At 72.3% G+C, this 19,627-nt stretch carries 19 protein-coding genes; 9 read left to right on the forward strand and 10 right to left on the reverse strand.

Annotation, left to right across the window (positions count from 1 at the left end):
* Positions 1-231: 231 nt before the first annotated feature.
* Together ACFV1J_RS33845 and ACFV1J_RS33850 are read right to left on the reverse strand one after the other, a co-directional pair.
* A complete protein-coding gene (locus ACFV1J_RS33845; protein WP_385864619.1) occupies positions 232-822 on the reverse strand; it encodes an N-acetylmuramoyl-L-alanine amidase in 591 nt (196 codons plus the stop codon).
* A gap of 312 nt (positions 823-1,134) precedes the next feature.
* Entirely contained in the window at positions 1,135-1,368 is a 234-nt protein-coding gene (locus ACFV1J_RS33850) for a hypothetical protein (protein WP_385864621.1), read from the reverse strand.
* Between the two features lie 97 nt (positions 1,369-1,465).
* Between ACFV1J_RS33850 and ACFV1J_RS33855 the strand changes: the two genes are divergently transcribed.
* The 3 genes from ACFV1J_RS33855 to ACFV1J_RS33865 all read left to right on the forward strand — a co-directional run bounded on the left by ACFV1J_RS33855 (position 1,466) and on the right by ACFV1J_RS33865 (position 3,573).
* The gene (locus ACFV1J_RS33855) at positions 1,466-2,239 is read left to right on the forward strand and encodes a helix-turn-helix domain-containing protein (protein ID WP_385864681.1); all 774 of its coding nucleotides are present in this window, start codon (positions 1,466-1,468) and stop codon (positions 2,237-2,239) included.
* A 9-nt stretch (positions 2,240-2,248) separates the two neighbouring features.
* The gene (locus tag ACFV1J_RS33860) at positions 2,249-3,220 is read left to right on the forward strand and encodes a glutaminase (RefSeq protein ID WP_385864623.1); all 972 of its coding nucleotides are present in this window, start codon (positions 2,249-2,251) and stop codon (positions 3,218-3,220) included.
* 125 nt (positions 3,221-3,345) lie between these two features.
* Positions 3,346-3,573: a hypothetical protein gene (locus tag ACFV1J_RS33865; protein WP_385864625.1), complete on the forward strand. Its 228-nt coding sequence runs from the start codon at positions 3,346-3,348 to the stop codon at positions 3,571-3,573.
* A gap of 19 nt (positions 3,574-3,592) precedes the next feature.
* Here the strand turns inward: ACFV1J_RS33865 and ACFV1J_RS33870 are convergent, their stop codons facing one another.
* The 4 genes from ACFV1J_RS33870 to ACFV1J_RS33885 all read right to left on the reverse strand — a co-directional run bounded on the left by ACFV1J_RS33870 (position 3,593) and on the right by ACFV1J_RS33885 (position 8,900).
* On the reverse strand, positions 3,593-4,057 hold the full coding sequence (locus tag ACFV1J_RS33870; RefSeq protein WP_385864629.1) for a VOC family protein: 465 nt from the start codon (positions 4,055-4,057) through the stop codon (positions 3,593-3,595).
* A 168-nt stretch (positions 4,058-4,225) separates the two neighbouring features.
* The gene (locus ACFV1J_RS33875) at positions 4,226-5,164 is read right to left on the reverse strand and encodes a beta-ketoacyl-ACP synthase III (RefSeq protein ID WP_385864631.1); all 939 of its coding nucleotides are present in this window, start codon (positions 5,162-5,164) and stop codon (positions 4,226-4,228) included.
* A gap of 312 nt (positions 5,165-5,476) precedes the next feature.
* The gene (locus ACFV1J_RS33880) at positions 5,477-7,774 is read right to left on the reverse strand and encodes a heavy metal translocating P-type ATPase (RefSeq protein ID WP_385864633.1); all 2,298 of its coding nucleotides are present in this window, start codon (positions 7,772-7,774) and stop codon (positions 5,477-5,479) included.
* Positions 7,775-7,868: 94 nt separating this feature from the next.
* Complete coding sequence (locus ACFV1J_RS33885) at positions 7,869-8,900, reverse strand: helix-turn-helix transcriptional regulator (RefSeq protein ID WP_385864635.1); 1,032 nt, start codon at positions 8,898-8,900, stop codon at positions 7,869-7,871.
* Between the two features lie 99 nt (positions 8,901-8,999).
* Between ACFV1J_RS33885 and ACFV1J_RS33890 the strand changes: the two genes are divergently transcribed.
* Positions 9,000-10,526 (forward strand): MFS transporter, encoded by a 1,527-nt coding sequence (locus tag ACFV1J_RS33890; RefSeq protein ID WP_385864637.1) that lies wholly within the window; start codon positions 9,000-9,002, stop codon positions 10,524-10,526.
* 177 nt (positions 10,527-10,703) lie between these two features.
* Positions 10,704-11,789 carry a magnesium and cobalt transport protein CorA gene (locus ACFV1J_RS33895; RefSeq protein ID WP_385864683.1) on the forward strand — a complete coding sequence of 362 codons (1,086 nt, stop codon included), beginning with the start codon at positions 10,704-10,706 and terminating at the stop codon, positions 11,787-11,789.
* A gap of 94 nt (positions 11,790-11,883) precedes the next feature.
* Here the strand turns inward: ACFV1J_RS33895 and ACFV1J_RS33900 are convergent, their stop codons facing one another.
* From ACFV1J_RS33900 to snpA, 3 genes are all read right to left on the reverse strand, one after another.
* Entirely contained in the window at positions 11,884-13,134 is a 1,251-nt protein-coding gene (locus tag ACFV1J_RS33900) for a CynX/NimT family MFS transporter (protein WP_385864639.1), read from the reverse strand.
* Positions 13,131-13,859 carry a FadR/GntR family transcriptional regulator gene (locus tag ACFV1J_RS33905; RefSeq protein WP_385864641.1) on the reverse strand — a complete coding sequence of 243 codons (729 nt, stop codon included), beginning with the start codon at positions 13,857-13,859 and terminating at the stop codon, positions 13,131-13,133. Before ACFV1J_RS33905 ends, ACFV1J_RS33900 begins: the two co-directional genes overlap by 4 nt.
* Positions 13,860-14,238: 379 nt before the next feature.
* A complete protein-coding gene (gene snpA, locus ACFV1J_RS33910; protein WP_385864643.1) occupies positions 14,239-14,907 on the reverse strand; it encodes a snapalysin in 669 nt (222 codons plus the stop codon).
* A gap of 218 nt (positions 14,908-15,125) precedes the next feature.
* Between snpA and ACFV1J_RS33915 the strand changes: the two genes are divergently transcribed.
* The 4 genes from ACFV1J_RS33915 (at position 15,126) to secY (ending at position 18,899) form a co-directional block, all read left to right on the forward strand.
* Positions 15,126-16,085, forward strand: a complete 960-nt coding sequence (locus ACFV1J_RS33915; RefSeq protein ID WP_385864645.1) for a LysR family transcriptional regulator — start codon at positions 15,126-15,128, stop codon at positions 16,083-16,085.
* Positions 16,086-16,361: 276 nt separating this feature from the next.
* Positions 16,362-16,868, forward strand: a complete 507-nt coding sequence (locus ACFV1J_RS33920) for a SigE family RNA polymerase sigma factor (protein ID WP_385864647.1) — start codon at positions 16,362-16,364, stop codon at positions 16,866-16,868.
* 11 nt (positions 16,869-16,879) lie between these two features.
* Entirely contained in the window at positions 16,880-17,269 is a 390-nt protein-coding gene (locus ACFV1J_RS33925; RefSeq protein WP_385864649.1) for a cellulase, read from the forward strand.
* 319 nt (positions 17,270-17,588) lie between these two features.
* The gene (secY, locus tag ACFV1J_RS33930) at positions 17,589-18,899 is read left to right on the forward strand and encodes a preprotein translocase subunit SecY (protein WP_385864651.1); all 1,311 of its coding nucleotides are present in this window, start codon (positions 17,589-17,591) and stop codon (positions 18,897-18,899) included.
* A 187-nt stretch (positions 18,900-19,086) separates the two neighbouring features.
* Here the strand turns inward: secY and sodN are convergent, their stop codons facing one another.
* On the reverse strand, positions 19,087-19,482 hold the full coding sequence (gene sodN / locus ACFV1J_RS33935) for a superoxide dismutase, Ni (protein WP_385864655.1): 396 nt from the start codon (positions 19,480-19,482) through the stop codon (positions 19,087-19,089).
* Positions 19,483-19,627: the final 145 nt, after the last annotated feature.

A 19,627-nucleotide genomic window follows, 5' to 3' on the forward strand; every position in this document is an offset into this window, starting at 1 on the left:
CCGTGGCGCAGGTGCGCCCGGTGGTGACGCGCTCGGGGGGCGTCGTACGTCGACCTGGGCATGCTCCGCGCCGAGCACGTGGAGCGGATGGCGGAGGTGATCCGCGCGGCGCCCATCCGCGAAACCTGACCGTGGGCGGTCGCCCGATGCCGGCCGCACCGGCCGGCATCGGCGTCGGTCACATTGGCCGGGTGCCGCCGGCCGGGTGCGTCGGGCGGGAGCGCGGCCGGTTCACTTCAGGCGGGCCGCGATGTGGTCGCGTAGGGAGGCCATGGTGAAGCCGCGGGGGTCGGTCTTGCCCGGTTGCCATTCACGGTGGCCGATGACCGAGCGTTCGGTCCAGCCGTGGGCCCGGCAGACGGCCGCTGCGGCCTTTTCCAGGGCTTCCCTCTGGGCCTCGGGCCAGGGATCGGCGCCGTCGCCGAGGTTCTCGCACTCGAAGCCGTAGAAGGCGCGGTTGCCGTCGGTGTCGGCCTCGTTGTCCGGGGGCAGCCGCTTCTCGGCGATCACGGCGCGCAGGACGTCGCCGTCGCCGAGGCCCGCGTGATTGGCGCGGCCGTAGCCCACCAGGTGCACCGTGCCGTCCTTGGTGATCACGCCGTGGCACAGCGGACCCGGCAGGTCCGCCCGGCCGTCATGGCAGACCTTGACCGTGCGCGCGGCCCCGGACGTGCCGGTGTGGTGCACCATCACGCCGTGCACCGGACCCCACGGGCCCTTGTGGTTGCGGTTGTGCGTCTCCCAGCCGTCGACCTCGACGACCCGCAGGTCCTCGGCCTTGAGCGCCGCGAGGAAGCGGGCGGCGGACAGCGGTTCGGACATGGCCACTCCGATACGGGACACGGCGGCCGCCGTCCGCGCACCGCCTGCTGTCTCGCTTGTACGGGATGGCGCCGCGCAGGTGGAGGGGAACGCAAAAAAACGGATCGGCCGTTCGGAGGCTGTACGAGCGGTTTCGGCCGAGGGGCGGCCACCCGGCACCGGCTACACCGGGCTGCGCCTGTCGTGCCTCGTCGTCGCGTTCCGGGCTGCGCCTCCTGTGCCGCGCCGTCGCGTTCCGCTCCGGCGGCCGTGGTCCGTTCTCCGCTGTCCGTTCTCCGCCGTCCGTTGTCAGTTGTTCGTGCGGTAACGCGGTTATCCGTGCAGGAACGCGTCCCCGTGTGCGCTGATGTGTGCTTCGAGGGCGTTGAGCGCCTGCTGGGTCGCCTCGGGGGTGCCGCTGCCCCGCTTCTCGGCGTAGTAGGCGGCGCCCAGCTTCTTCAGCAGGTCGCTGCCGGCCCGGTGCTGCTGCACCTCTTCGACCTTCTGCTTGCCCTGGTTGAGCGCGCTCTGCGCCTGCTCCTTGGCGCGGTCCAGAAACCCTGACATCTGCCACCTCCGTGCGGTCCGTGTCGTAAGGGATCAACGGCGCGGACGGCCGTGCGGTTCCCGTGCCAGGCTGGGGGACGTGGGCGAAGCGCGCGACATGGATGGGCCGGCCGGCGTACTCGGCGGCACCGGGGCACCCCGCGGGTACCGGGAGCGGGGGTCTCGGGTGGCCGGTGCGGTGCTGTGGACCAACACCACCGGGCCGTCGGCGCGTCCCGTACTGCCCGACGGCTGCACCGATCTGATCTGGAGTGAGGGCCGGCTGCTGGTGGCGGGCCCGGACACCGGGCCGTACCACCCCGTGGGCGTGCCGCCCGGCACCGGCTACACCGGGCTGCGGTTCGCGCCGGGCCTCGGCCCCGCCGTCTTCGGCGTACCGGCGCACGAACTGCGCGACCGGCGGCTCCCGTTGGCGGACCTGTGGCCCGCGGCGCAGGTACGGGAGCTGACCGAGCGGGCCGCGGAACGGGCGGCACAACGGGGGGCAGCTGGCGCGGGGACCGGGGTCGGCCGGGTGCTGGAGGAGGTCGTCGGGGAGCGGCTCCGGCGGGACGCGCGGGGGCCGGGGGGCGGCGCGCGGACCGCGGCCGTCGCCGCGGCGCTGGGTCGCGGCCGGCCGGTGGCCGAGGTCGCCCGGGCGGTCGCGCTGAGCGAACGCCAGCTGCACCGCCTGAGCCTGGACGCGTTCGGCTACGGCCCCAAGACGCTCGCCCGGGTGCTCCGCTTCGTGCGGGCCCTGGACCTCGCGCGCACCGGGATGCCGTACGCCCAGGTCGCGGTGCGGGCGGGATACGCGGACCAGGCCCACCTGGCCCGCGAGGTGAAGTCGCTGGCGGGGGCCCCGATGGGGGTGCTGCTCGGCTCGGGTTAGCGTGTGCGCATGGACTACCGGGCCGTTCTCGAAGAGGTAGCGGCCTACGCCAGGCCGTACGTGGGACAGGGACAGGTCGCCGACTACATACCGGCGCTGGAGCGGGTGTCCCCGGACCGGTTCGGGATCGCGGTCGCCGACATACACGGCGCGGTGTACGGGGTCGGCGACTGGGAGGTCCCGTTCTCCGTGCAGTCCATCTCCAAGGCGTTCTCGCTGGCGCTGGTGATGGCCCAGAGCCACGGCAGCCAGGGCGGTAACGGCACCTACGGCGCCAACGGCGTCCAGGGCGGTCCCGGCGGGGACGACATCTGGCAGCGGGTCGGCCGCGAGCCGTCCGGCACGCCGTTCAACTCGCTGGTCCAGCTGGAGGCGGAGAACGGCATTCCGCGCAATCCGTTCATCAACGCGGGCGCGCTGGTCGTCACCGACCGGCTGCAGACCCTCACCGGCGACGCCAGCACCTCGATGCTGCACTTCCTGCGCGAGGAGAGCGGCAACCCCGATCTGGCCTTCGACCAGGCGGTCGCCGACTCCGAGGCCGAGCACGGCGACCGCAATGCCGCCCTCGCGCACTTCATGGCGTCCTTCGGCAACCTGGAGAACCCGGTCCCCAGCGTCATCCAGCACTACTTCTGGCAGTGCTCCATCGAGATGAGCTGCCGCGATCTGGCCGTGGCCGGCGGCTTCCTGGCCCGCCACGGGCTGCGCGCCGACGGCAGCCGGCTGCTGGAGGCCCGGGAGGCCAAGCGGATCAACGCGGTGATGCTGACCTGCGGCACGTACGACGCGGCCGGGGAGTTCGCCTACCGGGTCGGGCTGCCCGCCAAGAGCGGCGTCGGCGGCGGCATCATCGCCGTGATCCCCGGCCGCTGCACGCTGTGCGTCTGGAGCCCGGCGCTGGACGCCCGCGGCAATTCCGTCGCGGGTGCCGCGGCGCTGGACCACTTCACCACGCTGACCGGCTGGTCGGTGTTCTGAGCCACGGGCGGGAGCGCGGGCACCGGCCCGGTCACCGGCCGTTTCGGGCGCCGTGCGGGCCGTTCCGGCTGGCGTTGTGGCGCCCGACCCGCTGGCGCATCGTAAGGGGTAGGAGGTGGACCGCCATGGAGCACGAGATCCGCGCCGAGTACGAGGAAGGTGTGCTGCCGCACGAGGACACGCCGGTCAAGCTCTGGCACATGACGCGCATCGGCAGCACCACCGCGATGTGCGGACGGGACCTGGCTCCGGCCGCCGCCACCCAGCCGGCCGAATCCTGGGGCACGCCGAAGGCCGAGCCGTTCTGCTTCCTGTGCGGCGCGCAGTTCCTGCGGGAGCACCCCGGGCCCTAGGGACGGCCGGCGGTTGCCCCTACGCCTCCGGCCCGTCGTCGGGCTTCCGCGGCAGCGGTGCGAACAGGTCCACCCCGTGGCCGTCCGGGTCCTGCACGACGGCGTAGCGCTGGCCCCAGAACGCGTCCCACGGCGGCTTCTCGCCCCGGTGGCCGGCGGCGGTGAGCTCGGCGTAGAGCGCGTCGACACCGGCCGGGCCGTCGCACTCGAAGGCCAGGCCCGTCGGGGTGCCGGCCGGCGGTGGGGTCCAGTCCGGGTCGATGGCGCGGGCCGTCGCGTACGAGTCCCACATCAGGCGCAGGCCGCCGGGCAGCTCGGCCTCGGCGTGCGGGGCGGTGTCCGAGCCGGCCGGGACCACCAGGCCCAGCCGGCGGTAGAAGGCGAGGGCGGCGGCCATGTCGGCGACCACCATGCCGAAGGCCGCACAGCGCGGCGAGCCGGGGGAACGGGGAGGAGCGGGCGTCATGCGAGTCATGCGAGTCATGCGGCGAGCGTAGGGAGGCCGCCGGGCCGGGGTCTTGAACGAATCGGACGCCGGCCGGCGACCCGTACGGCCGAAACCGCCCCCGTCATACGGCCGAAGCCGCCCGCAGGTCGTACGGCCGCCCCCACGTCGTACGGCCGAAGCCGCCCGGCTCGCATCCGGCTGCTCTCAGGGGCAGCGGATGACCTGTCCCGCGTACGAGAGGTTGCCGCCGAAGGCGAACAGCAGCACCGGGGCGCCGGCGGGGACCTCGCGGCGTTCGACCAGTTTGGACAGGGCCAGCGGGACGGACGCGGCGGAGGTGTTGCCGGAGTCGACGACGTCCTTGGCGACCACCGCGTTGACCGCGCCGATCCGCTCCGCGACCGGCTCGATGATCCGCAGGTTCGCCTGGTGGAGGACCACCCCGGCGAGGTCGGCGGGCGCGATCCCGGAGCGTTCGCAGACCTGGCGGGCGATGCCCGGCAGCTGGGTCGTCGCCCAGCGGTAGACGGTCTGGCCCTCCTGGGAGAAACGGCCGGGCTCACCCTCGATACGGACCGCACCGCCCATCTCCGGCACCGAGCCCCACAGCACCGGCCCGATCCCCGGCTCGTCCGCCGCGGTGACGATAGCGGCGCCCGCGCCGTCGCCGGCCAGTACGCAGGTCGTCCGGTCCGTCCAGTCGATCATGTCGGTGAACTTCTCCGCGCCGATGACCAGGGCCGTGGTCGCGGAGCCGGCCCGGATGGCCTGGTCGGCCAGGGCCAGAGCGTGCGTGAAGCCGGAGCAGACGACGTTGACGTCCATGGTGGCGGGCGAGCCGAGGCCGAGCCGGGCGGCGACCCGGGCCGCGGCGTTCGGGCTGCGGTCGACGGCCGTGCAGGTGGCGACCAGCACCAGGTCGACGTCCCCGGGAGCGACCCCGCCGGCGGCCAGCGCCTTGGCCGCCGCGGCGGCCGCCATCGAGTCCACGGTCTCGTCCGGGGCCGCGATGTGGCGGGTGCGGATGCCGACCCGGCTGCGGATCCAGGCGTCGTCGGTCTCGACCATCGCGGCGAGGTCGTCGTTGGTGAGCACGCGGGAGGGCTGGTAATGGCCGAGAGCCAGGACACGTGACCCGGTCATGAGGTCCCCCTGTACGTGGAGCGTGGGTGCGCGGATCGTTCCCACGCCGACGGCCGGTCGCCGACGGCCGGTGCGGACGTCGGTGGATGGACTGTCGGTACGTGGATGTTCGTTTCCGCACCAGTCTCACCCGCCGGCGGCGGCCGGCGGGTGAGCGATCCGCCAATGTTCCGGCGCCAGAACTGGAGACTGGTGCCAGAACCGGGACGTCGGGGCAGGTCCGGGGCGGGAAGAGCTCCGGGCCCCGGGGCGTCGGGGCAGGTCCGGGGGCCGGGGGAGTCCGGGCCCGGGGCGTCGGGGCAGGCCTGGTGGTCAGCCGCGGGCGGCCGCGCCGTCCAGGGCCCGGAAGCGGCGCAGCCGGAGGCTGTTGCCCACCACGAAGACCGAGGAGAAGGCCATCGCGGCACCGGCGATCATCGGGTTGAGCAGCCCGGCCGCGGCCAGCGGCAGCGCGGCGACGTTGTAGCCGAAGGCCCAGAACAGGTTGCCGCGGATGGTGCCCAGGGTGGCCCGGGCCAGCCGGATCGCGTCGGCGGCGGTGCGCAGATCGCCCCGGACCAGGGTGAGGTCGCCGGCCTCGATGGCGGCGTCGGTGCCGGTGCCCATGGCCAGGCCCAGGTCGGCCCGGGCCAGCGCGGCCGCGTCGTTGACGCCGTCGCCGACCATGGCGACCGAGCGGCCCTCGGCCTGCAGCCGGGCGACCACGTCCACCTTGTCCTCGGGCAGCACCTCCGCGATCACCTCGTCGATGCCGACCTCGGCGGCGACCGACTCGGCGACCGCCCGGTGGTCGCCGGTCAGCAGCACCGGCGTCAGGCCCAGCGCCCGCAGCCGGCGGACCGCCTCCGCGCTGGTCGGCCGGACCGCGTCGGCGACCACCAGCACCGCCCGCGCCGCGCCGTCCCAGCCGACGGTGACCGCGGTACGGCCCTCGGCCTCGGCCGCGGCCTTGGCGGCGGCCAGCCCGTCCGGCAGGCCCTGCGACCACTCGTCCAGCAGCCGTGCGCGGCCCACCAGGACGGTGTGCCCGTCGACGACCCCGCGGACGCCGAGGCCGGGGACGTTGGTGAAGTCCTCCGGGGTGGGCAGGGTGCCGACACGGGCCGCGGCGCCGGCGGCGACGGCCCGGGCGATGGGGTGCTCGGAGGCGTGCTCCAGCGCGCCGGCCAGCCGCAGCGCCTCGGACTCGGGAACGCCCTCGGCGAGATGCACCTCGGTCAGCGTCATCACGCCCGTGGTGACCGTGCCGGTCTTGTCCAGCACGATGGTGTCCACCGCACGGGTCGACTCCAGCACCTCCGGCCCCTTCAGCAGGATGCCCAGCTGCGCGCCGCGCCCGGTGCCGACCATCAGCGCGGTCGGGGTGGCGAGCCCCAGGGCGCACGGGCAGGCGATGATCAGTACGGCGACCGCCGCGGTGAAGGCGGCCACCGCGCCCGCGCCGGTGACGAGCCAGTACCCGAGGGTGCCGGCGGCGAGCGCGATCACGACCGGGACGAACACGGCGGAGATCCGGTCGGCCAGCCGCTGCGCCGCGGCCTTCCCGTTCTGCGCCTCCGCCACCAGCCGCGCCATCCGGGCCAGTTGGGTGTCCGCGCCGACCCGGGTGGCCTCGACGACCAGCCGGCCGCCCGCGTTGACCGTCGCGCCGGTGACGGTGTCCCCGGGGGCGACCTCGACCGGTACGGACTCGCCGGTGAGCATCGACGCGTCCACCGCGGAGGCGCCCTCCACCACCTTCCCGTCGGTGGCGATCTTCTCTCCGGGCCGTACGACGAACCGGTCACCCACGCTCAGCTCCGCCACCGGGACGCGCACCTCGCGGCCGTCCCGCAGGACCGCGACGTCCTTGGCGCCCAGCTCCATCAGCGTCCGCAGCGCCGCCCCGGCCTTCCGCTTCGACCGCGCCTCGAAGTAGCGCCCGGCCAGGATGAACGTGGTGACCCCGGCCGCGGCCTCCAGGTAGATGGCGCTGCTGCCGTCGGTGCGGGTGATCGTGAGCTCGAAGGGATGGGTCATCCCGGGCATTCCGGCGTGGCCGAAGAACAGCGCCCACACCGACCAGCCGAGCGCCGCCAGGGTGCCCATCGAGATCAGCGTGTCCATCGTGGCGGCGCCGTGCCGCAGGTTCGTCCAGGCCGCACGGTGGAACGGCCAGGCACCGTAGGCCACCACCGGGGCGGCCAGGGTGAGCGAGAGCCACTGCCAGTTGGTGAACTGCAGCGGCGGCACCATCGCCATCAGCACCACCGGGACGGACAGCGCCAGCGAGACCAGCAGGCGGTGGCGCAGCAGGGCGAGGGCGCCGTCGGGCTCCTCGTCCGCCCCCGCCGGCCTGCCGTCCGGCCCCTCGCCCGGCGGCTCGGCGGGCGCCGGGGGTGCGGGGACCGCGGCGGTGTAGCCGGTGCGCTCCACGGTGGCGATCAGGTCCGCGGCGGTGACCCCGCTGCCCTCCGCGACCGCGACCTGCGCCTTCTCGGTGGCGTAGTTGACGGTGGCGGTGACCCCCTCCATGCGGTTGAGCTTCTTCTCGATGCGGGCGGCGCAGGACGCGCAGGTCATCCCGCCGATCTCCAGCTCGACGCCGTGCTCTCCGATCGCGGTGGTCATAGGTGCTCCTCGGTGTGCTGCGACTGCGTGTCAGTGCGCGTTCCCCGTACCGAACGTTATACCCCCCTAGGGTATTCCGGCTCCAGGGTGTCCCTCATTCCGCCTGCCCCTCCGCCGGGTTCCCGCTCCCGGCGGAGCTGCCCCCGGACGCCCCGTCCGCCCCGCTCCCGTCCACCGCCCGGCTCACCCGCTCACCCATCGCCCGCAGATACGCGGACAGCTCCGGCGGTTCGTGCACCGTAAACGCGCACCCCAGCAGCGCCAGCCGCATCGCCAGCCACTCCAGCGAATCGGGCGCACTGTGCCACCGGCACGACCCCTCGTCCAGCGGCACCACCTCACCCGCCGCCGGCCCGCCCAGCCGCGCCGTCACCTCCCCGGCCGGCGCGTACACCGTGGCCACCGCCCGGTGCGCCGGGGCCATCCCCTGCATCCGGTCCCGCACGTACGCCCCCGCGTCGGCGGCCGGCAGCTCGCGCGGTGCGGTCCGTACGCCGGTGGGGAACGGCTCGGTCAGCCGGTCCACCCGGAAGATCCGCCAGTCCTCCCGGTCGTTGTCGTACGCCACGAGGTACCAGCGCCGGCCCGCCGCCACCAGCCGGTGCGGCTCCACCAGGCGCTTGGTCCGCTCCCCGGCACCCGCCCGGTAGGCGAACCGCAGCCGTTCGTGGTTGGCGATGGCCGCGGCGAGCACCGTCAGATGCTCCGGATCGACGGTCGGACCGTTCCCGGCCGGCATCGGAACGGTGGCCGTGCCCAGCGCGCCCACCCGGCGCCGCAGCCGGGCCGGCAGCACCTGTTCGAGCTTGGCCAGCGCCCGTACGGACGCCTCCTCGATGCCCGCGATGGTGTGGCCGGCCGCCGACCGCAGGCCCACCGCGATGGCCACCGCCTCCTCGTCGTCCAGCAGCAGCGGCGGCATCGCGGCCCCCGCCGCCAGCCGGTACCCGCCCACCGCGCCCATCGTGGCGTGCACCGGATACCCCAGGTCCCGCAGCCGCTCGACGTCCCGCCGGATCGTCCGGGAGGTCACCCCCAGCCGCTCCGCCAGCTCCGGCCCGGGCCATTCCCGCGGGGTCTGCAACAGGGACAGCAGATTCAGCAGACGTGCCGATGTCTCACTCATGCCCCGATGATGCCGCACCTAGTAGGACCGCCTCTGTCCTACATCACCCCTACTCTCGGAGGCGTTCAGCACCACCGACCACGGCCAGGAGTGACGCCCATGACCCCGCCCGATCCCGCCGCGCCCGACCGCAGACGCTGGACGGCGCTCGCCATCGTCCTCACGGCCGCCTTCATGGACCTGGTCGACGCGACCATCGTCAACATCGCGCTGCCGAGCATCCAGCAGGACACCGGCGCCACCTTCAGCGCCCTGCAGTGGGTGACCGCCGGCTACGCCCTCGCCTTCGCGCTCGGCCTGATCACCGGCGGCCGGCTCGGCGACATCCACGGCCGCAAGCGACTGTTCCTGCTCGGCATGGCCGGCTTCACCCTCGCCTCCGCGCTGTGCGGCCTCGCCGCCGGCCCGGGCATGCTGATCGGCGCGCGGGTCCTCCAGGGCGCGATGGCCGCGCTGATGGTGCCGCAGGTGCTCGCGATCATCCACGTCACCTTCCCCGCCCACGAACGCGGCAAGGTCTTCGGGATGTTCGGCGCGGTGATCGGCCTGGGCGCGGTCTGCGGCCCGCTGATCGGCGCACTGCTCACCCAGGGCAACCTCTTCGGCCTGGAATGGCGCCCGATCTTCCTGATCAACCTCCCGGTCGGGGTGGCCGGCATCCTGCTCGGCCGCCGCTTCATCACCGAGTCCCGCTCCCCGGCCGCGCTGCGCCTCGACCTCGTGGGCACCGCACTGGCCACCGTCGGCCTGCTGATGCTGCTCTACCCGCTCACCCAGGGCCGGGAGTCCGGCTGGCCGCTGTGGGGCTTCGTCTCGATGGGCGCCAGCCCGCTCGTGCTGGCCGTCTTCGTCCGCTACGAGCGCGCCAAGGCCCGTAAGGACGGCTCACCGCTGGTCGAACTCTCCCTCTTCCGGGTCCGGTCGTTCGCCGCGGGCGCCGCGGTCCAGCTCACCTTCGGGGCGGTCAGCGGCCTGTTCTTCCTGATCTGGACGCTCTTCATGCAGCTGGGGCTGGGCTGGGGGCCGCTGCACGCCGGGCTGACCGGGGTGCCGTTCTCGCTCGCCTGCTCGGTCGCGGCGGGGATGTCGGTGCAGAAGCTGGTGCCGCGCTTCGGCCGGGCGGTCCTGCAGGCCGGCGCGCTGATCATGCTGTCCGGCGCCCTGCTCTACCTCTGGACGGCCGACCACTACGGCACCGCCCTCACCTCCTGGCAGATGGCGCCGGCGATGCTGCTGATGGGCGCCGGCATGGGCCTGATCGTCGCGCCGGTCACCGACATGGCGATATCCGAGGTGCCGGCCGCGCACTCCGGCTCGGCGTCCGGCATCTTCAACACCACCGGCCAGCTGGGCATGGCGCTCGGCCTGGGACTGTCGTCGGTGGCGTTCTTCGGGGTCGTCGGCACAGCGGGGGAGGCCGGCGGCGGGGCGGTCGCGCCCGGTGCCGCGCACCCCGCGTTCATCGCCGCCACCACCCACGCCCTGTGGTGGGTCGCGGCCGGTCTGGTCCTCGTCCTGGCCCTGCTGTTCCTGCTCCCGCGCCGGGTCCGTACCCCGCAGCCGGCGGCACACGACGCCCCGGAACGCGCGACGGAGGAACACCCGCAGCCGGTCCCCGTCCCCTGACGCCCGGCCGGAAGCCGGCTTTGCCTGGCCGGAAGCCGGTTCTGCCTGGCCGGGAGCCGGTTCTGCCTGGCCGGAGACCGGCATTGCCTGGCCGGAAACCGGCTTCCGCGGGGAGCAAAAACACCCGCTTTGGCATACCGGTCCCGGGCGTCCGCAAGCCATACTGGCCGGGTGTCGATGATCAGCAACCTCCGCAAGGCCGTCCGGCTGCCGCAGCCGCGCACGCGCGGGGTGGACCTCAGCCACCCCGCGCGCTCGCCGCTGGGCACCGCCGTCGTCAACTGCGCGGTGTACGTCGACGGCGTGCGGCAGAACGGCAACCACCCGGCCGATGTGGCGATACGCCGGGTACGGGAGACCGGCAGGGGGTTTGTCTGGATCGGGCTGCATGAGCCGTCCGAGAAGGAATTCGCCGGAATTGTCGACCTGTTCGGGCTGCATCCGCTAGCCGTCGAGGATGCCGTGTACGCCCACCAGCGCCCCAAGCTGGAGCACTACGACGACTCGCTGTTCACCGTGCTGAAAACGGTCCGCTACGTCGAGCACGACCGGCTCACCGACACCAGCGAGGTGGTGGAGACCGGCGAGATCATGGTCTTCACCGGCACCGACTTCGTGATCACCGTCCGGCACGGCGGGCACGGCTCGCTGGGACCGCTGCGCGAGCAACTGGAGCAGGTGCCCGAGCAGTTGGCGCTCGGCCCGTCCGTCGTCCTGCACGCCGTCGCCGACCTCGTCGTGGACGACTACCTCGACGTCGCGGCCGCCGTCCAGGACGACATCGACGACGTCGAGAGCGAGGTCTTCTCGGAACGCGGCAGCGGCGGCGCCGGCCGGATCTACCAGCTCAAGCGCGAACTGCTGGAACTCAAGCGCGCGGTGGCCCCGTTGGACCGGCCGATGCGGGAGCTGGCGACCCAGCCGATGCGGCAGGTCGACCCGCAGATCAAGACGTACTTCCGGGACGTCGCCGACCACCTCGACCGGGTCACCGAACAGATCACGGCCTTCGACGAACTGCTCAACTCCATACTCCAGGCCCATCTCGCCCAGGTCACCGTCGCCCAGAACGAGGACATGCGCAAGATCAGCGCCTGGGTCGCGATCCTCGCCGTACCGACCATGGTCTGCGGTATCTACGGCATGAACTTCGAGTACATGCCGGAGAAGCACTGGACGTTCGGCTACCCCCTGGTGATGGGCCTCACGGTGGTCATCTGCTGGGTGATCCACCGAGGCTTCAAGCGGAACGGGTGGCTTTAGGGGGAGGGGTGGCTTTCAGGTAGGGGCGTCCGGGGCGTTCGAAGCGTGCCGGGGGCACTCCAGTTGGGCCGGCTCACCGCCCCGCCCGCCCCCGTCAGCGTCCCGTCACATGCCGGTGGCGGGCGGCGCCCCAGGCGGCTGCGGTCTGGGGGACGAGGAGGGTCAGGAGGACCGTCAGGGGGAGGGTCCAGCTGTGGGAGGCGTCGTGTACGGCGCCCAGGACGGTCGGGCCGGTGGCGGCGAGGACGTAGCCGAAGCACTGCGCCATGCTGGAGAGTTGGGCGGCGTGCCGGGCGTCCGGGGCGCGCTGGACGATGAACAGCAGCGCCAGGCTGATCGCCGCGCCCTGGCCGAGCCCCAGCAGCACCATCCAGACGTACGCCCCGGCGGCCGGCGCGGTCAGTACGCCGGTGAACGCCGCCGCGCACAGCAGTGCCCCCAGGGTGGCCAGCGTGCCGGCCGACAGCCGCCGGCCGACGACGACCGGTGCGAGGAACGAGCCCGTGATGCCCAGCAGCGAGGAGAACGACAGCATCCAGCCGGCGTCGCCCGCGCTCATCCCGGCGTCGGTGAGCATCGTCGGCAGCCAGGCGGCCGCCGCGTAGTAATTCAGCGACTGCAGGCCCATGTACGCGGTGACCTGCCAGGCCAGCGCGGAGCGCCACAGTCCGCGCACCGGGCGGGCGGCCTCCCGGGCCGCGGCCGCCGTCACCCGCGTACGGCCGCGCACCTGCGGCAGCCAGCAGAGCAGCGCGACCAGTGCGAGCGTGCCCCAACAGGCCAGCGTGGCCTGCCAGTTCAGGCCGGCGGCGCGCTGGACCGGGACCGTCACCCCGGCCGCCAGCGCGGCGCCGCCGAAGAGTGACATCGAGTACAGACCGGTCATCAGCCCGGCCCGCGCCGGGAAGTCCCGCTTGATCAGGCCGGGCAGCAGCACATTGGCCACCGCGATCCCGGCCCCGATCACGACCGTACCGGCGAACAGCGCCACCACCGAGTCCAGCAGCCGCAGCGCGGTTCCCAGGCAGATCAGCGCCATCGTGCCGAGCAGCGACCGCTCCATCCCGAACCGGCGCCCCAGCCGCGGCGCGACCGGCGCCAGCAGCCCGAAGCAGAGCAGCGGCAGCGCGGTGAGCAGGCTCGTCGCGGCGGCCGACATGCCGCTGTCGTCCCGGATCGTGCCGGCCAGCGGGGACACCGCGACCAGCGCGGGACGCAGGTTCAGCGCCAGCAGGACGACGCCGGCGCCGAGCTGGAGGGCGCGGCGGCCGGTGGCCCCGGGGCCCGCGGTCGGCGGGGCGGGCGGCGCCGGAGCCGTGCGGGCGGCGATCTGGTCGGTGGTCACCGGGGGTCTTCCTCCGTGCGGTCCGGGCCCTCGCCGGCGCCGTCGCGCAGGGCCGCCATGCCCTCGCCCAGATGCGCCAGCGCCGCCCGCTCGGCGGCCGTCGCGTCGCGCGCCTCGATGGCGTCGACGATGGCCGCGTGCCCGTCGTACTGATTGCGGACGGAATCGGGGACCGGGGCGCCGACGACCGACTGGAGCGTGGCCCGCAGGGCGTCGCTGAGGTGGTCGTAGAGGTCGGCGAGGACGCTGTTGTGGGCCGCGGCGGCGATGGTGCGGTGGAAGTCCAGGTCCGCGTCGATGAAGGCGGGCAGATCGCCGCCGCGCCAGGCCCGGTCGCGCTCGGCGAGGGCGGCGCGCAGCGCGGCGAGGTCCTCGTCGGTGCGGCGCAGTGCGGCGTACCGTGCGGCGTCCCGCTCCAGCGAGGCGCGCACCTCGAACGTCTCCAGGTCGCCGGCCCGCCGCAGCCGGCGCTGTACGGCGGCGCCGAAGCCGCTGCTGGCGCGGACATAGGTCCCATCACCCTGGCGCGGCTCCAGCATCCCGGTGTGCACCAGGGCGCGCACCGCCTCGCGGACGGTGTTGCGTCCCACGTCGAGCTGCTCGACGAGTACGGGTTCGGCGGGGATCTTCGTCCCGACCGGCCACTCGCCGCCGGCGATCAGGCTCTCCATCTGCTCGATGACCAGGTCCACCAGGCTCGTCCGGGCGGTGCTGCGCAGCGGCATCGACGACGTCCCTCCCCTTACGACTTACGACCGGGGCCCGGTCGGCCCCATTCCACCGGTGATGGGAACATCCCATGTTTGTGGGTGTCAAACGAGAACGGCCTGATCAACGAGGACGGCCTGATCATCGGGGAGCGGGGTGCTCAGCGGGGAGCGGCGTGCTCAACGGGAGCGGCGTGAGCAGGGGCACGAAAAAGCGGTGGGGCTCGAGGAGAGCCCCACCGCAAGGGCGGCGCAGAAACTGCGAGGGCTGGTGGGGATACGAGGGCCGGCCGCCAGGTTCCGGTACTCGTCAGCCCCAGGCCGGGTGCACGGACCGGCTACCGTCAGCCCGGTCCGGTCCGTCGGCCACCGCCGAACTCGTGGTGCGCACCCGGCGTCAGGACGCCTTGCCGAAGTGGACGCCCGCCAGGCCGTTGGCCCACAGCTGGTCCACCTGGGCGCGCTCGTTCGCGTCCGGCTGGGTGTTCTGGCAGGACGTGCCGGGGCCGCCGCCGGACATCAGCTCGCTGCACGGGCCCTCGTAGTGGTCCGGCAGACCCAGCACATGGCCGGTCTCGTGGGCGGTCACGCGGGTGGAGTTGTACTCCTGGTTCTGCTGGTAGTCCAGGAACACATAGCCCTTGCCGTGGCCGTCGGTGCTGGCGTACGACCCGCGCGGGTCGTTGCCCTCGCGGTACTGGAAGTCGCCGCCGCTGCCCTCCTGCAGCTGCACGTTCTTGACGGCGCTGTTCCAGATCGACGCGCTCTCGGCTATCTGGCCCTTGAAGGTGGGTGCGGCGCTCGCGTCATAGGTCACGGTGACCGATTCCGCGTGCGGGTGGGCCTTGAACTTGGCCCGCGCCGACTTCATCACGGCCTCGAAGAACGCCTTGGTGTCCGCCTTCTCGGCCGCCGAGCCGTTGTAGGCGGCGATCGACGCCGGGGTGCTGAGGTGGGAGGAGGGGGTGGAGGAGGGGGAAGCTGCCGAAACCGGCGCCGCGACTGCGAGCGCGGCGGCGAGGCCCAGACCGAGCGCCGCCGACAGCGCCGTCTTGGGAGATCTCATGTGGGGGCTCCTTCATCTCCGAGGGCCGTACGGTCGCCGTGTGGGGCGGCGACCGGGGCCCTGCGGATTTCTTGGTGCCGTTGAGTCTGGACGGACTTCACCCACAGGACGGAGATTTCAGGTGGCGATAGCTTGGCGCAATACCCCTGCGAAAAAGGCGAGTTCCGGCAGGTTTGAGAGCCTGGTGTGACGGGCGCCCTCGTCGTTATGCTCCCCGCGTGGAGCTTGAGGTACGGCATCTTCGCGCACTGTGCGCCATCGCGGACTCCGGCAGCGTACGCAAGGCGGCCCGGCAACTCGGCATGACCCAGCCCTCCTTGACGACACAGCTCCACCGCATCGAGAAGGCCCTCGGCGGCCAGCTCTTCTTCCGCGAACCGACCGGCAGCCGGCCCACCCCACTGGGCCATGCGGTGCTGTGCCGGGCCCGGCCGATAGTGGCCGAAATGCGGGCGCTTGTCGACGAGGTCGCGTCGGTCTCGCACCGCGAGCAGGGTGCCCGGCTGCACATCGGCAGCACCAACAGCCCCGCGGTCGCCGGCTGGCTGCGCCGGCTACGGGTCCGGTTGCCCGAAACGGACACGACCATACGTACCGATGTGTCCGCCAACGCCCTGCTGCACATGGTCGCCACGGGCCAGCTCGACGCCGCGTTCGTGCACGAGGTCGAGGGCGCCCCGCTACGCGTCCCCGACGGCCTGGTGGAGCACGAACTCATCGCCCGCGAGCCACAGTTCCTGGCGCTGGCGGACAGCCACCCGGCGGCCGCGCAGGACGTCGTACGGGTCGCCGACCTCGCCGAGGACCAGTGGATGGTCGACCCGACGGTGGACGGCGAATGGGCCGGTCTGCGCCGTATCTGGGCGGCGGCCGGTATCAACCCCCGGGTCGTGCACGGCGATTACCTCACCGCGGTGGACCTGGTCACCGCCGGCGAGGTGGTCACCCCCTGCCAGCCGACCGCCCGCTCCCGGCCCGGTATGGCCATCCGCCCCCTCTACGGCGACCCGCTGGCGGTCCGGCTCTTCATGGCCTGCCGCCAGGACGGCACCCCGGCCGGCACCCCGGACGAGCTGTTCGCCGACCTGACCGCCTCCTACATGGAGATCGCCTGGGCGAGCGACGCCTACCGCGCCTGGCTCGCCCGCCACGACCCGCCGCTGCCGGTCGCGACGTAGCCGTCCCCTACCGCGACGGCCGGCCCGTCAGCCGCGACACGGCCGACGCCGGCACGTCACCTCCGAGCCGAAGCCCAACTCCCGCGGCTCCTCCGGCCCAGCTCCCGCGGCTCCTCCGGCCCAGCTCCCGCGGCCCCTCCCACCGGCCCCCCGTGGGCGGCACGAGCACGTTCGTCGGGCGTGTGAGGCAGCTCACGCCCGGGGACTGCATAGCGGGACGTGGGTCAGCGCCTTTGTAGGGGTGTAGGCGAGTGATCGAGGCGGGGGACGGCGTTGATGAGGCAGTTGCGGGCCGATGCGTTCGACCGGTTCGTGGCGGCTCGTTGGTCGGCACTGCTTCACCTGGCGCATCTGCTCACCGGCGGAGATCGGCATCGGGCCGAGGATCTGCTGCAGGAGGCACTGGTCAAGCTGTGGTTCGCGTGGCCGAGGGTGGCCGAGCAGGCGCCGGAGGCGTATGTGCGCCGGGTGCTGGCACGTGCGGCGGCTCGCTCGGCGCGACGTCGCTGGTGGGGTGAGCGTCCGGTGGAACGGTTGCCGGAGCTTCCCGAGGCCGGCGATGTGGCCACCGCGGTGGAGGAACGGACCCGGTTGGAGGCCGCGCTGGCATTGCTGCCGGTGCGCCAGCGCGCCGCGGTGGTGCTGCGCTATTACCAGGACCTTTCCGAGACGCAGGTTGCCGAGGCGCTGGGGTGCCCGGTGGGCACCGCCCGGTCCCTCACGTCACGGGGCGTGACGCGGTTGCGGCAGCTCCTCGGTGACGCCATCGAGCCGGTGAGGTGAAAGGAGACATCATGGAAGACTTTGAACACGAACTCGCGCGGATGATGCGCGGTACCCAGGCAGACACCCCCTTTGAGGACCAGCACCGGCAGCGTTTGCACGCCGGGGTCCGGGCCCGTCGGCGGGCTCGTACGGTCTGGATGGCCACCGGCTCGGCGCTGACGATCGCCGGGCTCGGCGTCGGGCTGGAAGTCCTGCCGAGCGCTTCCGCTCAAGGCGGGCCCACCGTTCCTCATCACCAACCCACCGCCACGACCGCGCCGGTCCCCGTCCCGGCCCGCACCTGCACGACCGTGCCGGTGCCGACCCACACCTCAACGACCGTGCCGGTCCCGATCCCCTCCCGCATCTGCACGACCGTGCCGGCCCCGGTCCCGGCCCACACCTCAACGGCCAAGTAGCACGGAGTGCGAGTGCCGTAAGTCCGGTTCAAAACTCGCCACTTATCCGCGCCACTCCTTTTCGGCAGCGACTCCATTTCGGCATCCGCATCCGCATCGGCACCGGCAGTCGCAGCGGCCCCGGGGCGAGGAGCACCTCGCCCGTGCGAGCGCTAACGCCGCACTGCTGCCGGAACTACGGGTCGACGAGCACCTCGCCACCGGCCGCCCGCCCGCCGGCATATCCGCGAGCCGAGACCCCATGCGCCTTACCTGCCCTATTGCTTCAGGCGCCGTGCACACGCCTGCCACATTGCGAGAACAAGGACGACGTGAACAAGTGCCTACCGTATTCGTCAGGATTCTCAAAACGCCCGGTCTTCGCAAGAAGATACTCTTCACGCTCGGAATCCTGCTTCTCTATCGGTTGGGGCAGAACGTTCCGGTCCCCGGCGTGGACTATCGGAGCGTTACGCGGTGCGTCGAGGAGGGTGTCGGCAACGGCGGCTTTTTCGGCCTGATCAACACGTTCAGCGGTGGTGCGCTGCTGGAACTCACCATCTTCGCCCTGGGGATCACGCCGTACATCACGGCGAGCATCATCCTTCAACTGCTGACGGTGGTCATTCCGCGCCTGGAGGCGCTGAAGAAGGAGGGCCAGACGGGCACCGCGAAGATCACCCAGTACACCCGGTATCTGACATTGGGCCTGGCGGTGCTCCAGGGCGCCGCCCTGGTGGCCAAGGCCCAAAGCGGTGGGCTCTTCCCCAACTGCCAGGTCCGCGCCCAGATCGTCCCGGACACCTCGATCTTCCGGACCTCCGTCATGGTCATCACCATGACCGCCGGCACCGCCGTGGTGATGTGGCTCGGAGAGCTGATCACCGACCGTGGCATCGGCAACGGCATGTCGATCCTGATGTTCACCTCTCTCGCCGCCAGCTTCCCGGCCAACCTGTGGGGGATCAAGAAGTCGGGGAAAATCCTGGGCGGCTGGGGCGAATTCGCCCTCGTGATCGCGGTCGGCCTCTGCATGGTGTGCCTCGTGGTCTTCGTCGAGCAGGCGCAGCGCCGGATCCCGGTTCAGTACGCGAAACGAATGATCGGCCGCCGTTCCTACGGCGGCACTTCGACCTACATTCCCCTGAAGGTGAACCAGGCGGGTGTCGTTCCCGTCATCTTCGCCTCATCGCTGCTCTCCATACCCAGTCTGATCGATCTGGGCGGTAACTCGGCATCAGGATGGGCCCGGTGGATCGCCACCAACCTCAGCAGGGGCGACCAACCGATCTATCTGGTCCTTTACTTCCTGCTGATCGTTTTCTTCGCGTTCTTCTACGTCGCCATCTCCTTCACCCCCGATGAAATTGCCGACAACATGAAGAAGCACGGCGGGTTCGTCCCCGGTATTCGTGCCGGCCGACCCACGGCCGACCACCTTGGCCATGTGCTCAACCGGATCACCTGGCCGGGAGCGCTCTACCTGGGGCTGATCGCCCTGGTGCCCACGGCGGCCCTGGTGCTGTTCAACGGCAGCAATTTCCCGTTCGGCGGCACGAGCATCCTCATCATCGTGAGCGTCGGACTGGAGACCGTGAAGCAGATCGAGAGTCAGCTCCAGCAGCGCAATTACGAAGGGTTCCTGCGCTGACGCCCCCATTGGTCCTCGGCCGTGCGTCCGCCGTCATCGCGCCGCGGACCTCCGGGCACCTGTGTCCGGGCAAAGAAGACCGCACCCGCTCCGTCATGGACGCCGTGCGTGCGGCGGCATGCGGACCGGGTGCGGACAGGTGGGCGGGACCACCCGCGAAGGTGCGGGTCGGGCCGCCCGGCAAGCCTCAGGCCTTCTTGGTCTCCCAGAAGATCTCCGCGATCCGGGCGATGAGGTCGAGGGCCTTCTGGCCGGTCGCCGGGTCGTGGGAACCCTTGGCGGCGCTGAGGGCCTTGAGGGTGTCGTTCACGAGCTGGTGCAGCTCGGGGTACTTCTCGAAGTGCGGGGGCTTGAAGTAGTCGCTCCACAGCACCGAGACGTGGTGCTTGGCCAGCTCCGCGCGCTGCTCCTTGATCAGGATGGCGCGGGTGCGGAAGTCCGGGTCCTCGTTGGCCTGGTACTTCTCCTGGACGGCCTTGACCGACTCGGCCTCGATACGGGCCTGGGCCGGGTCGTAGACGCCGCAGGGCAGGTCGCAGTGGGCGCTGACCTTGACCTTGGGCGCGAACAGGCGGGAAAGCATGTGCAGTCCTTCCTCGTGATCGTCTTCTCAGGTGCGAGATTACTCGGTGCGGGAAGGCTTTTCTCGGGTGGCCCGGGGGTCTTAGGGCAAAAGTCCGGTGTCGGGCCGGGACTGTTGGAGGATGGGCCGTGAGCAGGTCGGACCG

This window comes from Streptomyces sp. NPDC059649 (assembly GCF_042734445.1).
Classification (GTDB): domain Bacteria; phylum Actinomycetota; class Actinomycetes; order Streptomycetales; family Streptomycetaceae; genus Streptomyces.